Annotated in this window: 12 protein-coding genes and 1 tRNA gene; 10 read left to right on the top strand and 3 right to left on the bottom strand. The window is 30.7% G+C overall.

All coding sequences use genetic code 11. The features are described 5' to 3' along the window. Positions 1-111: 111 nt before the first annotated feature. The 7 genes from HKP59_RS09850 to HKP59_RS09820 are packed head-to-tail and all read left to right on the top strand — an operon-like array spanning position 112 to position 6,976. Positions 112-2,853, top strand: a complete 2,742-nt coding sequence (locus tag HKP59_RS09850; protein WP_291806288.1) for a PD-(D/E)XK nuclease family protein — start codon at positions 112-114, stop codon at positions 2,851-2,853. A gap of 9 nt (positions 2,854-2,862) precedes the next feature. Next, entirely contained in the window at positions 2,863-3,711 is an 849-nt protein-coding gene (locus HKP59_RS09845) for an alpha/beta fold hydrolase (RefSeq protein ID WP_291806286.1), read from the top strand. Positions 3,712-3,719: 8 nt separating this feature from the next. Continuing rightward, positions 3,720-4,226, top strand: a complete 507-nt coding sequence (locus HKP59_RS09840) for a GNAT family N-acetyltransferase (protein WP_291806284.1) — start codon at positions 3,720-3,722, stop codon at positions 4,224-4,226. Further along, positions 4,219-5,553 carry an MATE family efflux transporter gene (locus HKP59_RS09835; protein WP_291806283.1) on the top strand — a complete coding sequence of 445 codons (1,335 nt, stop codon included), beginning with the start codon at positions 4,219-4,221 and terminating at the stop codon, positions 5,551-5,553. Before HKP59_RS09840 ends, HKP59_RS09835 begins: the two co-directional genes overlap by 8 nt. A gap of 10 nt (positions 5,554-5,563) precedes the next feature. Continuing rightward, positions 5,564-6,319: an enoyl-CoA hydratase/isomerase family protein gene (locus HKP59_RS09830; protein WP_291806280.1), complete on the top strand. Its 756-nt coding sequence runs from the start codon at positions 5,564-5,566 to the stop codon at positions 6,317-6,319. Between the two features lie 6 nt (positions 6,320-6,325). Continuing rightward, complete coding sequence (locus HKP59_RS09825; RefSeq protein ID WP_291806277.1) at positions 6,326-6,508, top strand: hypothetical protein; 183 nt, start codon at positions 6,326-6,328, stop codon at positions 6,506-6,508. Positions 6,509-6,523: 15 nt separating this feature from the next. After that, positions 6,524-6,976, top strand: a complete 453-nt coding sequence (locus HKP59_RS09820; RefSeq protein ID WP_291806274.1) for a 6-carboxytetrahydropterin synthase — start codon at positions 6,524-6,526, stop codon at positions 6,974-6,976. Between the two features lie 38 nt (positions 6,977-7,014). Here the strand turns inward: HKP59_RS09820 and pth are convergent, their stop codons facing one another. From pth to HKP59_RS09805, 3 genes are all read right to left on the bottom strand, one after another. Further along, positions 7,015-7,581, bottom strand: coding sequence for an aminoacyl-tRNA hydrolase (pth, locus tag HKP59_RS09815; RefSeq protein ID WP_291806272.1), 567 nt, complete (start codon positions 7,579-7,581; stop codon positions 7,015-7,017). Between the two features lie 136 nt (positions 7,582-7,717). After that, a complete protein-coding gene (locus HKP59_RS09810) occupies positions 7,718-8,356 on the bottom strand; it encodes a 50S ribosomal protein L25/general stress protein Ctc (RefSeq protein WP_291806269.1) in 639 nt (212 codons plus the stop codon). A gap of 23 nt (positions 8,357-8,379) precedes the next feature. Further along, positions 8,380-9,321 carry a ribose-phosphate pyrophosphokinase gene (locus HKP59_RS09805; RefSeq protein ID WP_291806267.1) on the bottom strand — a complete coding sequence of 314 codons (942 nt, stop codon included), beginning with the start codon at positions 9,319-9,321 and terminating at the stop codon, positions 8,380-8,382. Positions 9,322-9,470: 149 nt separating this feature from the next. On the opposite strand from HKP59_RS09805, the gene HKP59_RS09800 reads away from it, so the two are divergent. The 3 genes from HKP59_RS09800 to HKP59_RS09790 all read left to right on the top strand — a co-directional run bounded on the left by HKP59_RS09800 (position 9,471) and on the right by HKP59_RS09790 (position 14,844). Beyond that, positions 9,471-9,552, top strand: a tRNA-Leu gene (locus HKP59_RS09800). Positions 9,553-10,039: 487 nt separating this feature from the next. Continuing rightward, positions 10,040-13,165: a TonB-dependent receptor gene (locus HKP59_RS09795; protein WP_291806264.1), complete on the top strand. Its 3,126-nt coding sequence runs from the start codon at positions 10,040-10,042 to the stop codon at positions 13,163-13,165. Between the two features lie 29 nt (positions 13,166-13,194). Beyond that, positions 13,195-14,844: a RagB/SusD family nutrient uptake outer membrane protein gene (locus HKP59_RS09790; protein ID WP_291806262.1), complete on the top strand. Its 1,650-nt coding sequence runs from the start codon at positions 13,195-13,197 to the stop codon at positions 14,842-14,844. The last annotated feature ends 131 nt before the right edge of the window (positions 14,845-14,975 follow it).

Here is a 14,975-nt window from a genome sequence, read left to right as displayed (position 1 = left end):
ACTTTAAAATTTTTAAATCAAGTTAGATGATTTAATAAAAAGTTTTAATTCTAAAAAAACCATTCGTTTACGAATGGTTTTTTTATTTTTATCAAGTCTAAAAATCGCTAAATGAATACATTTATTGCAAAGGTTGTTGATGATATTTTTAGGAAGCAAAAGAATTATGAAAATTTAATATTTGTATTACCTAGTCAACGTTCTTGTGTTTTTCTAAAAGAAGAGGTTTTAAAACAATTACCTAAAGCATCTTTTTTGCCTAAAATTATAAGTATTGAGAATTATATTCAAGAAATAAGTGAAATTAAATTAATTGATACCACACAATTACTTTTTGAATTTTATAGTGTTTACAAAAAATGCCTTCCTAATAAAAATATTGAATCATTTGATGCCTTTTCACAATGGGCAACAATTGCTTTGCATGATTTTAATGAAATAGATAGTTATTTAGTCAATGCTGAATACTTTTTTACAAATCTAAGAGACGTTAAACGATTGGAAGAATGGTTTCAAGATAAGAAACCAAGTGAGTTAGCATTAAATTACCTTCAATTTTTTGAGTATCTACATATATTATACTACGAGTTAAACAATAAACTTAAAAGCAATAAATTTGGTTACCAAGGTTTAATTTATAAAGAAGCTAAAGATAATTTAGAAGCGTATATAAAAAGTAATAGTAACAAGCATATTGTTTTTGTTGGGTTTAACGCACTAAATAAAGCTGAAGAGCATATATTTCAAGAGTTATTAAACAGCAATATAGCTTCTGTATATTGGGATGTCAATGAAAAGATTTTAAACACTTCGAATGAAGCAGGTGTATTTTTAAGAAAATATAAAAATGATTGGGATTATTATAAAAAGAATGATTTTTTATGGTGCGACAGCAATATATTGGATTCAAAAAATATAAATTTTATTGGAGCACCTAAAAATATTTCTCAAATAAAGTATGCTGGAGAATTACTTTCTAATTTAGATAACTTTAATAAGGTAGCTTTGGTTTTGGCAGATGAAAACTTATTAAACCTTACGTTAAATTCATTACCAAATAACGTAAAGAATATTAATATTACTATGGGGTATGCATTAAAAGATATTCCCATTGCAAGTTTGTTTAATAAACTGTTTAAATTGCATTTAAACCAACAAAAATTTAATAAAGTAACAGACCAACAATTTTATTATAAAGATGTTTTAAACCTTGTAAATGATCCTTTTTTAAATAAGTTATATGGTGAAGTTCTTTTAAAAATAGACGCTAAAATAAAAAGTGAAAATAGCGTTTTTATCAATTTAGAAACATTAAAAGATTTAATTATCTCGAAGGAACAAGAAGAAGCTTCTATATTATTTTGTCTGTTTGAATTTTCAACAAATATTAATGCCATTATTAAGCAATGTTGCAATTTAATAAGTGAGTTAAAGGAATTTACTGTTGGTATTGAAAAGGAATATTTATTTCGTTTTTATACTATTTTTCAGCAATTGGAGACCTTAAACTTTAACTATAAGCATATTTCCGATTTAAAAACACTTCATTTATTTTTCAACCAAATACTACAAAATGAAAAGCTATCTTTTCAGGGAGAGCCATTACAAGGACTGCAATTAATGGGTATGTTAGAAACTAGAGTGTTAGACTTTGAAACGGTAATTATTACATCTGTTAACGAAGGAATTTTACCAGCAGGAAAGAATGATCATTCATTCATTCCTTATGACGTTAAAAAATATTTCGGTTTACCGACCTATCAAGAAAAAGATGCTATTTTCTCCTATCATTTTCAACGATTAGCGCAACGGGCAAAAAACATTTACTTAATTTATAATACAGAAAACGATGGTTACGGTGCTGGTGAAAAAAGTAGATTTTTAACGCAGCTTGAAATTAGTAACCCAGAAATTAAACACATTTTTATTAGCCCTAAAGTTAAACACCATAAAAATCCGTTACTTGAATTAGTAAAAACTCCAGCAGTTTTAGAAAAATTAAAAGAACTCTTTAAAAAAGGCATATCACCATCTGCTCTTGCAACGTATATTTATAACCCTATTAGTTTTTACGAGCAAAAAGTACTTGATATTAGAGAAGATAATGATGTTGAAGAAACCATTGCTGTGAATACCATGGGATCAGTAATTCATGATGTACTTGAAGAATTATTCAAACCCTTTATTGGAAAATTTTTAACGATAGAAAATATTGTTAAAATGCAAAAAAGAAGCAATACATTGCTTATTAAATATTTTGAAAAACACTATTTAAAAGGTAATATTGAAACGGGTAAAAACAAGCTAATTTTTGAGGTAAGTAAAAACCATATCAATAGATTTCTATCAAAAGAATTAGCGCTGTTAAAACAAAATAAAAAATTAAAAATTATTGCTTTAGAAGAGAAATTGGAATGTCAATTTAAAATTGAAGAGATTGATTTTCCTATAAAAATACACGGAATTGTTGATAGAATTGATCAATTAGACGGTGTTACAAGAATTATAGATTACAAAACAGGTAAAGTTGAAGCGAATCAATTAAAAATTACAAACTTTGCTATGATGAAGGACGATTATAAATATACAAAAGCCATACAAGTTATGTTGTATTCATATCTATATACGGCTAACATAAATAAAGTAATTGAACCATTACAAAGTGGGGTAATTTCATTTAAAAATTTAAATTCAGGGTTTTTAAAAATGAATTTTTCTGAAAAATATAAAGGAATAGATAATGATATTTCAGAAGAGAGAATTCAAGATTTTATGATTGAAATTAAAAATTTGATCAAGGAAATTTTAGACTCAGAAAAACCTTTTATCGAAAATATTAATTTACCATTCTAAATATAATAGATGAAAATCATAAAAAACATTGCAGTAAACAGTACACAACATGCGAAACCAATTGCAACAGATGTATTTTTTATAAAAAATAATACTAAAAAACCATTAGTTATATTTTGTCATGGATATAAAGGTTATAAAGATTGGGGCGCTTGGAATTTAGCCGCAAAAGTATTTGCTAAAAAATCACTTTTTTTTGTAAAGTTTAATTTCTCCCATAATGGAGGTACCATTGAAAACCCAATAGATTTTCCAGATTTACAGGCATTTGGTGAAAATAACTTCATTAAAGAATTAGATGATTTGGATGATATTATTGATTGGGTACTTAATAATCCAATGTTTAAAAATGAAATTAATCCAGAACGCATTACATTAATTGGGCATTCACGCGGCGGTGGAATTGTAACTATAAAAGCTTCAGAAAACAAAAAAATAACAAAGCTTATTTCTTGGGCTGGAGTTTCAGATTTTGGAGCTAGATTTCCAAGAGGTGAACAGTTAGCGGCTTGGAAAGAACAAGGTATTTCTTATATTTTAAATTCTAGAACCAACCAAAAGATGCCTCATTTATATAGCTTTTTTCAAAACTTTAAAGAAAACGAAACTCGATTAACTATTAAAAATGCTGTAAATAAAATTAAAATTCCACATTTAATCATCCAAGGAGAAAATGATGAAGTTGTTTTACCAATTGAAGCCAAAAATTTACATTCATGGAATCCAAAAAGTGAACTTTTTTTTATTAAAGAAATGAATCATCCTTTAGGAAGTTCTCAACCTCACAAAAGTTCTTCAATGCCTATTCATTTAAAAAAAGTAGTTATGAAAAGTATTGATTTTATACTTAAGAAATAAATAGAAGTATGATTGTAAAAGCTTTATTAGATGATTTAGAAGAGTTACATACCATAACAAAAAGTTGTGCAAATTATATGATTAAGAATGCTATTTTTCAATGGAATGATAGTTATCCGTCTAAGCAGGTATTGCAAGAAGATATTGAATTACAACAAATATGGAAATTAACTCATAAAGCCACTATTGTAGGTATTATTGTTTTAACTGAAATTGAAGATAAGGAATATGCAGGAGTTAAATGGCTTACTAAAAATGACAAAAACCTATATATTCACCGCTTAGCTGTGCATCCAAATTTTCAAGGAAAAGGATATGCTCAAAAATTAATGGATTTTGCAGAAAATTTTGCAAGTAAAAATAGCTACAAATCGATTCGATTAGATACGTATAGCAAGAATAAAAGAAATCAGAAATTTTACAAAAAACGAAAGTATAAAAAATTGGGGTCTATTTATTTTCCTAACCAAAGTGAGTTTCCATTTTTTTGTTATGAAAAAGTATTAAATGTATAAAAAATCAAATATTACGTTTAAAGGAATTAATAAATTAGCGATACCAGCAATAATTTCTGGTATTGCAGAGCCACTACTTTCAATTACAGATACTGCCATTGTAGGAAATATTCAAGTAAATCCTACCGAAGCGTTAGCGGCAGTTGGTATTGCGGGTTCATTTATATCGGCTTTGGTGTGGATATTAGCCCAAACTCGTTCGGCTATTTCAGCAACAGTTTCTAAGTATTTAGGAGCGAAAAAATTAGATGAAATTGCCACATTACCTGCTCAAATTATAGCAATTAATTTAGTGTTAAGTTGTATAATATATGTTGCAACCATTATTTTTGCCAATCAAATATTTCAGTTATATAATGCTGAGGGGCTTATTTTAAACTATTCTGTTGATTATTTTAAAATTCGCGCTTTAGGTTTTCCTTTAACCTTGTTTGTGTTTTCTTCATTTGGTGTTTTTAGAGGGCTTCAAAATACATTTTGGCCAATGGTAATTAGTATTGTTGGCGCAGTCTTAAATATAGGCTTAGATTTTATACTAGTTTATGGAATTGAAGGATTTATCAATCCAATGAATGTAAAAGGAGCTGCTTGGGCAAGTGTAATTTCGCAAGGTGTAATGGCAATTTTTGCCCTTATTTTAATCTTGAAAAAAACGCCATTCAGTTTAAAACTATCATTTCCTTTTAATAAAGAAATAAAAAACTTATTAGCGATAAGTTTTAATTTAATTATAAGAGCTATCGCTTTAAATGTTGCGTTGTATTTAGCCAACTCTTATGCAACCAAATATGGAGATAATTATATTGCAGCTCAAACAATTGCTTTTCAAATTTGGTTATTTTTTGCTTTTTTTATTGATGGCTACGCTAGTGTTGGAAATATAGTTTCAGGAAAACTATTAGGCGAAAAAGATTATAGTACAATGTGGGCGCTAAGTATTAAATTAAGCCGATATTCAATAGTTATTTCATTAATTCTCGCTATTTTTTGTGCTATTTTTTATTACCCAATAGGAATACTTTTTTCTAAGGACTTATTAGTGTTAGATTCTTTTTATGGTATTTTTTGGATCGTACTAGTTATGCAACCAATAAATGCAGTTGCTTTTGTTTATGATGGAATTTTTAAAGGATTAGCTGAAGCGGTTACATTAAGAAATTTACTATTAGTTGCTACTTTTTTAGGATTTTTGCCCGCACTTTTGATTGGAGATTATTTTAATTTAAAGTTATATGCGATATGGATAGCCTTTACCGTTTGGATGTTATTAAGATCAGGAATTTTAGTAGTGAAATTTAGGCGTAAGTATTTACATAAAAACACGTAACTTTGGCATTATGAGCAACGGAAGTTTATATACACATATTCAAAATAATATCGCTACTATTGAGTTTGTACATCCAGCAAGCAATTCGCTTCCAAGTGAGCTCCTGAATAGGTTAACGGTATCACTAAATGAATTGAGTGCTAATAATGACGTTCATGTCATAGTTTTAAAAAGTCAAGGAGATACTACATTTTGTGCTGGGGCTTCATTTAATGAATTAGTAGAAATTTCGAATTTTGAGGAGGGAAAGCAATTCTTTTTAGGTTTTGCAAATGTTATTAATGCCATGCGAAATTGCACAAAATTAACTGTGGGTCGTATTCAAGGAAAAGCTGTTGGAGGAGGGGTTGGTTTAGCCGCTGCTTGTGATTATTGCTTTGCCACAGAAAAAGCTTCAATTAAACTTTCAGAATTTACAATTGGTATTGGTCCGTTTGTAATAGAGCCAGTTGTAACAAGAAAAATTGGATTAGCAGCTTTTAGTGAACTTACAATAGATGCTACAAGTTGGCAAAATGCCTATTGGGCAAAAGAAAAAGGATTATATGCTAAAGTTTTTGAAACAATAAAAGAAATGGATTTTGAAGTAGAAGTTTTAGCTAATAAGCTCGCTAAATATAATCCGGAAGCACTATTTGAAATGAAAAATATTTTATGGAAACATACTGATAGTTGGAATCAATTATTAGAAGAACGTGCTGAAATTAGCGGAAAATTAGTTCTTTCAGAGTTCACAAAAAAAGCGTTACAAAAATTTAAGAAATAGCAGGTTATGTTTGCAAATTTTATAGCAATTTTACAACAAGTTAATGTTGAAGAAAAAATGAAGAATGCGCCAGATGGAGGATATGAAATTGGTGTAATAATTGGAACCTATTTACCGTTTGTTCTGTTAGTATTACTTGCTTATTTTGTGTACTACAAGGCAAAAAACAGAAAAGATTTGGATGATTAATTTAGATACAATTAAATGAGTAATATTAGAATAACAAAACAATTTTATTTTGAGACAGGCCATGCGTTATATGGATATGATGGAAAATGTAAAAATGTGCATGGTCATAGTTACAAGCTTTCGGTTACTGTAATTGGTACTCCAATTGCAGATTCTGACAATGTTAAGTTTGGAATGGTGATAGATTTTGGTGATTTAAAAAAAATTGTGGCTTCAGAAATTGTTGATAAATTTGACCACGCAACAGTATTTAATAAAAACACACCTCATATTGAGTTGGCAAACGAACTAGAAAAAAGAGGTCACAATGTTATTTTGGTTGGGTATCAGCCAACAAGCGAAATGATGTTAATTGATTTTGCTGATAAAATTAAAAAAAGGTTACCTAAAACCATTGAATTACACTCATTAAAATTACAAGAGACAGGTACATCTAGTGCTGAGTGGTATGCTTCAGACCAAAGTTAGCCTAAATCAGGTCTTAGCTGCTAATTATTTAATGAGAATTAAGTTCCGTTAAAAGTATTCATTGTATTATTTAAGCCGGCAGTACCAAACGATTTTATTAGTTTGCAAGCTACTTCTAGTCGTTCAGGTAATAATTTGCTTTCTTCTTCATCCCATTTTCCGAGAACAAAGTCTGATTGTCGACCTTTTGAAAACTCTGATCCAACACCAAATCTAAATCGTGCATATTGCTGAGTTTGTAGAACCGTATTTATATCTTTTAGCCCATTATGACCACCATCACTTCCTTTTGCCTTCAGCCTAATAGTTCCAAAAGTTAGATTTAAGTCGTCACAAATAACTAATAAATTTTCAATAGGAATTTTTTCTTTTGTAAGCCAGTATTTTACTGATTTTCCACTTAAATTCATAAAAGTTGAAGGTTTTAATAAAATAAAAGTTCTTCCTTTAAACCTAAATGTTGCAATACTACCTAATTTTTCACTTTCAAAATGAATAGCTTCTTTTGAAGCTAATTCATCTATAGTCTTGAAACCAATATTATGACGAGTATCATCATATGTTGAACCAATATTTCCTAAGCCAACAATTAAGAATTTTTTCATAGAAGTATTAGATGTGATTTCTTTTTCTGATTTAAAAAGTAGTTTAATAAACCTAAATAATTGCATATAGCAAAAGTACTAAAAAGAAAAAGCGTTGCAAAATGCAACGCTTTTTATTGTTTTATCTAAGAATGAATTATTCTGTAGCAGCTTCTTCTGATGATTCTTCTCCACCTTCTGCACCTTCTTCACCATCTTCTTCATCTTCTTCATCACCAAGTTCTACAAGTGCTGCACGTGCAGTTCTAACTTGAACAACAACAGTGTTTTCTGGATGTAAAATGGTAAATGAGTCATCTGCTACTTCACTAACTACTAATTTATTTCCAATCTTTAATTTAGAAATATCAGCATTAATAAAATCAGGTAAGTTAGCAGGTAAAGCTCTTACACTTAATTTACGCATTGGGAAACTTAAAGACCCACCATTAATAACTCCAGGAGAAGTTCCAATTAATCTTACTGGAATATTCATTGTTACCAATTTATCATCAAATAATTGGTAAAAGTCTATATGTAAAATTTTATCCGTCACTGGATGAAACTGAATATCTTGCAAAATTGCATGGTATTTGGTTCCTTCTAATTCAATCGTAGCAGTATAAACGTTTGGAGTATACACTAATTTTTTGAATGATGTTTCATCCGCTGAAAAGTGTAATGGTTTATCCCCTCCGTACATAACGCAAGGTACCTTTCCAGCATTACGTAAGGCTTTAGTAGCTACTTTACCTACGCTTTCTCTTTTAGATCCTGAGATTGTAATTGATTTCATTTATTTATCTATTTATTAATTATTTACATTAAAAATTGCCCGCTTATTGATGTGTTATCTTGTACTTTATGCATCACATCTGCAAACAAAGGGGCGCAAGATACAACTTTTATTTTAGAACTTTCTCTTTTTAAAGGAATTGTATCGGTGACTATTAATTCTAATAATTTTGATTTTTCAATTCTTTCATAAGCCTCTCCTGAAAGTATTGGATGTGTACATATTGCACGGACACTTAAAGCGCCTTTTTCTATCATTAAATCGGCAGCTTTTGCTAAGGTTCCCCCTGTATCAATCATATCATCAACTAAAATTACGTGGCGATCTTTAACTTCCCCAATTAATTCCATGGTAGAGATGATATTAGCTTTTAATCGTTGCTTATAACAAATAACCACTTCACTTTCTAAATATTTGGAGTAGGCATAAGCACGTTTAGATCCACCCATATCAGGTGAAGCAATTGTAATATTATCTAGTTTTAAACTATGTATGTATGGTAAAAATATGGTAGATGCAAATAAGTGATCAACAGGTTTTTCGAAAAAACCTTGAATTTGATCTGCATGTAAATCCATTGTCATTATTCTAGTTGCTCCAGCTGTTTGTAAAAGGTTTGCTACTAATTTTGCTCCAATGGCCACACGAGGTTGGTCTTTACGATCTTGTCTTGCCCAACCGAAATAAGGAATTACTGCAGTAATATGTCTAGCGGAAGCTCTTTTTGCAGCATCTAACATTAACAACATCTCCATTAAATTATCAGACGATGGGAAAGTTGAACCTACTATAAATATTCGTCTTCCTCTAACAGATTCTGCAAAAGCTGGTTGGAATTCACCATCACTAAATCTTGTAACTACTACATTTCCAAGTTTTACACCGTAATATTTGGCAATATTTTTGGCTAATTCCTTACTTTGTGAGCAAGCAAAAATTTTAGGTTCTAGATAAGGTCTTTCCATTTTTTAGTTGTGTTAATTGATTGATTTTTTTTGTGTTGTTGTTTGTTAGGTACAAATTTAAAATTATTTATATGTTAATAGTATAACTTCATAAAGTTTTTATCAATTAGATAAAAATAATTATTAAATTTGCATTCCAATTGTGAATTGCCTCGATGGCGGAATTGGTAGACGCGCTGGATTCAAAATCCAGTTCTTTCGGGAGTGCGGGTTCGATTCCCGCTCGAGGTACTAGTTTACTAACCAAGGGAAAGTAAAAGAAACTTAAAACACTAATAATTAGCTGTTTAATTTAAAAAAGTTTCTATTACTTTCCTTTTTTATGACCATTTTTTTATTAATTGGGACTATATTGTTACTGAAAATACTTTACTGCTCACTTACTTAATTATTATTTGAAATAAATAACTTTTTTTGAAGTAAAACCTATTTGTGGCTCTTTTCTGAACTTTAAAAAATCACTTTATTCTATTTTTTTATTTTTAAATGTACTATTTTACAAAAAAAGCACGTCAATACTTATAAATATGTTCCTTAAGAAGTATTACAAATAAAGGGGTATATATTGTAAAGAACAGCTTGGAACCTGCCCTTAAACCTGTTTTTGTTAAAAAAAACACAAAATTATGTTAATAAAATGAAGGAATTTAACAAAGTTCTTAAATAACAGTTAAAAATTCCTTAAACTTGTGAAAGAATTAATTCAAATAATTAAAATATGAAAACAAAGTTTAATGGAATTTTAACGCTTTTATTAGCGTTGGTGGTGCAATTTTCTTTTGCACAAGAGAAAACAATTTCAGGTACTGTAACAGATGGTAGTGGCCCTTTGCCGGGTGTAACCGTTTTAGTTAAAGGAACTTCGAATGGAACTCAAACAGATTTTGATGGGAAATTTACTATTATGGCAAGTGTTGGTGATGTTCTAAGATTCTCATATATGGGTATGAAATCTAAGGATGTCAAAGTTGGGGCAAGTAGTACATTAAATGTTACAATGCAAGAAGATGCAAATTTACTTGATGAAGTTATTGTAACGGCTTATGGTACATCTACAAAAGAAGCCTTTACAGGATCTGCTAGTGTAATTGGATCAGAAGATTTAGCTATTAGAAATGTTACTTCTCCAATCGCAGCGATTGAAGGTAAAGCAACTGGGGTACAATTTACTTCAGCTTCTGGGCAGCCAGGTTCGTCTCCAGGAATTATTATTCGTGGTGTTGGAACTCTTAATGGTAACGCAACGCCACTATATATTGTAGATGGTATGCAATATGAAGGTGCTTTAAGTACAATTAACCAAGAAGATATTGCATCGTTTACCATACTTAAAGATGCTGCTTCTACTTCATTATATGGTTCTAGGGCTGCAAATGGTGTGGTTTTAATCACAACAAAAAGTGGTACTAAGGGAGATATAAAAGCAAGTGTTTCAACTCAGTATGGTTTAGTAGATAGAGGTATACCTAATTTTGAAGAAATTACCCCTGGTCAGTATTATGAAACTATGTGGGAAGCGCTTAAAAATTCAAGTGCAGGTGGTGGAGATCCAGCATATGCATCAGCAAATATTTTTAGTCAATTAGGGTATAATCCTTTCGATGTGCCTAATGATCAAATTGTAGGGACTGACGGGCGTTTAAATCCAAATGCAAATGTAATTTATAAAGGTTTAGATTGGTACGATGAAATGGAACAAAATGCTGTTAGATCAAATTACAATATAAACATTGCAGGTGGTGGAGACAAGCATAAAGTATTTTTCTCTGCTTCTTATTTAGATGAAGAAGGATATGTGGTTACAACATCATTCGACCGTTTAACAACTCGTTTAAATGCTGATTTTGATGTGAATGACAGAATAAGTATGGGAGGTAGTGCTAATATTACTATTTCTAATTCTACAGGCCCAACATCTGCAGGTTCTGGAAGTATAGTAAACCCATTTGGTTTTGCTAAAAACATAGGTTCAGTGTATCCAGTATATGTGAATGATTTGCAAGGAAATTTAGTACTTGATGCAGCTGGAAATCCTGTTTTTGATAATGGTGAAGGATATTCAGAATATAATATCAATACAAGACCAATTAGTCAAGGTCGTCACGCACTTCAAGAATTATTATTAAATGATGAACGTACTAGAAATAATACGTATGGTTTTAGATATTACGCAGACTTCAAAATAGTAGATGGTCTTAACTTTAGAGTTAACTACGGTAGAGATATCAATGAATTACTAAGTAAGGAATACGAAAATAATATTATTGGAGATGCGCAACCTACAGGAAGATACGCAGAAACAAGATCTCGAAGAGAGGTAGAAAACTTCAATCAAATTTTATCATACAATAAAACTTTTAACGATCTGCATAATTTAGAAATTACGGCGGGACATGAAAGTTTTGACAGACAATTTTCTTCTATGAATGGTATGGCTATTGAACAAACTGCTGAAGGAATTTATGAATTTGACAATTTTGCAAATATCATTAGTTTAGGTGGTGCAACAACAAATAAAACTATCGAAGGTTATTTTTTAAGAGCTAACTATAATTTTGATAATAAATATTATTTAAGTGCTTCTGCAAGAAGAGATGGTTCTTCTGTGTTTAGTGCAGATGCAAGATGGGGTAACTTTTATTCTGTAGGTGCTTCTTGGAGAATTGATCAAGAAGATTTTATGGAAAATGTAACATTTGTAGATGATTTAAAATTAAGAGGATCTTACGGTGAAGTTGGTAATGATGATTTAGGAGACTTTTTCTTATCACAACCTAGATATGGTTTAACATCTAATGCTGCCAGTCCTGCAATTATATGGAGTGAAATAGGGAATGCAAATTTACAATGGGAAACTGTTGAAAGTTTTGATGTAGCTTTAGAGTTTGGTTTATTCGATAATTTAATAGATGGATCGATAGAATATTACAAAAGAAATTCTTCAGATCTTTTATATGATTTACCAATTGCATTGAGTAATGGATTGAATTCATATCCTGCAAACGTAGCTGATATGTATAATTCAGGATGGGAAGTTGGTTTAACAGGACATTTAGTAAATACGCTTGATTTTAAATGGGACTTAACATTACAAGGTTCAACATTTAAAAACGAAATTACAAGTTTGCCAGATCCATTTGTAAATGGTTCTAAAAGATGGGAAATAGGTAGATCAAGATATGATTTCTTCTTACTTCATACAGCAGGTGTAGACCCTGCAACAGGTGATCAATTATTTTTAATGTTTGAAATAGATGATGATGGTAACAGTGTACCTGTTTTAGATGCAAATGGTGAGCAAGAAACAACAAACGATTGGCAAGATACAGAAAGAGCCTACACAGGAGATTCTACCTTGCCAGATCTTTTAGGTTCAATTACAAATAGCTTTAGTTATAAAGGATTTAATTTAAATGTTTTAATAACTTATGGTATTGGAGGAAAAGTTTTAGATAATGGATATTCAGCAATGATGCACAGTGGTACTTTTGGAAGATCTTACCACCCAGATATTTTAAACGCATGGCGTGCACCTGGAGATGTTACAAGTGTACCTAGATTAGAAAATGGAAATGTTGATTTAGTACAATCTCAATCTACTCGTTTTTTAACAGATGCTTCGTTTTGGGCACTTAAGAATATTAACTTAGGATACTCTTTTGATAGTTCTATTACTAACAAAATAGGAGTTGACAATTTAAGACTTTCTGTTACTGGAGAAAATTTATTTTTGAAAAGTAAAAGGGATGGTTTAGACCCTCAATACTCTTTAGCAGGAACTGCAGCAGGTAATGATTTTAATCCTTCAAGAATTTTCTCAGTAGGTTTAAACGTATCATTTTAATTGATTCATAATAATAAAAAAATATAATTATGTTAAAAAAACTAATTTTATTGTTATTCGTAATAGGAGCTATTACAGTAACATCGTGTTCAGAAGATTTTCTGGAAACTAAACCAACAGACGCTATTTCGTCTGCTGATGCCTTGGCAACTGCTGATAATATGTTTTTAATATTACAAGGGTTACACCGAGGATTGTATTCTCAATCTCAAACTATACTGCCTGGAGGGAATACTGCAAGAGCAGGTGAGCACTATTGGGTGCCTATGGGAGATAACTTAGTAGGTGGTGTTATACATTCAGCTAGAGCGAATAATTTAAGCTGGCAAAATACAACGCAGTGGATAGATCATACGCAAGAAACATCATTAACGAATGAAATACTTTGGTATCACCGTTATAATATTATTGCTAGTTCAAATGCCATAATTAATAAAGCAACTGACGGAAGTATTCCAGAAGATGCTAGACTTAAAGAAATTATTGGACAAGCTTATACCTATAGAGCTTATGCGTATCTATCGTTAATTCAGCATTTTGCTAAAGGATATTTGATTGGAAACCCATCTACTGATCCAGGAGTACCATTATTATTTGCTTCTGAAGCACCATTTACAAGTGCACCAAGATCTACAGTACAAGAGATCTATGATCAATGTATGTTAGATATTGATACTGCAATTGGATATTTCCAAGGAGCTACAGCTAGACCAACTGGAACTGCTGCTGCCAAATCACAATTAAACATTGATGTTGCCTATGGTATAAAAGCGCGAATTGCATTAAATAGTGGACAATGGAGAATTGCTGCTGATGCTGCTAAATTAGCGCGTCAAAATTATCCAATAATGGATGAAAGTGATTGGATGGATGGATTTAATAAAAATACACTTCCTGAAGTTATTTGGGGTAGTAATGTAATTGATGCAGAAACTACCTACTTCCGTTCTTATTTTTATTTAATGAGTAATACATTCAATGGAAGTCAGATTAGAGGTAATCCTAAAATTGCTGATAGAAGATTGGTTGATGCAATTCCTGATACTGATTATAGAAAAAATGTATTTTTAATAGATGCACCAAATTCTAGTAGTTCAGCGTCTAATGGTACTGGTGGTTGGGCCAATAATACAAACCCTTTATATACTACTGAAGCTGAATTTAATGCGGCTATTGCTGCTATTAAAGCTACGTATGGAATGGTTTCTGGTCATAGAACGCACCCATATATGCACATGAAACAAAGACAAAAAAATCCTGGATCTATTGACCCAGATGATATTATTTATATGCGTTCTTCTGAAATGTACTTAATTGAAGCAGAAGCAGAAGCTATGCTAAATAATGTTTCTGCTGCACAAAATGCATTAAGACCATTAGGTGAAGCACGTGATAGTGCATACGATGTTTCAATCTATAATAGCCAATCTTCATTAATGGATCATATTAAATTTCAACGTGGTTTAGAATTATGGGGAGAAGGATTTGGATATACTGATTATATACGTTGGGATCAAGGTATTGACCACGCTGCAAATGGTGGATCTGGAGCATCTGAAGTACTTTACCAAGATGGATTCCGTCAAGAAAAACCATCACTAAATAATAATTGGATCTTTAAAATTCCACAAAAGGAAATTGATGCCAATCCAAATATTGGACCTGGTGATCAAAATTAATGAATAGGAACTTTATGTAATTAAAGTTTATATGAAGATTAAAAGCTGAATGATGTTAACGTCATTCAGCTTTTGTTATTTATGGAACTTTTAAAATAATGAATTAAATTTTAGGAGTATAGACTTACATT

This window comes from Lutibacter sp., assembly GCF_013041805.1.
In the GTDB taxonomy this organism is placed as follows: Bacteria; Bacteroidota; Bacteroidia; order Flavobacteriales; family Flavobacteriaceae; genus Lutibacter.
The sequence above is the reverse complement of the archived record's forward strand: the minus strand, read 5'-3'. Positions and strand labels throughout refer to the sequence as shown.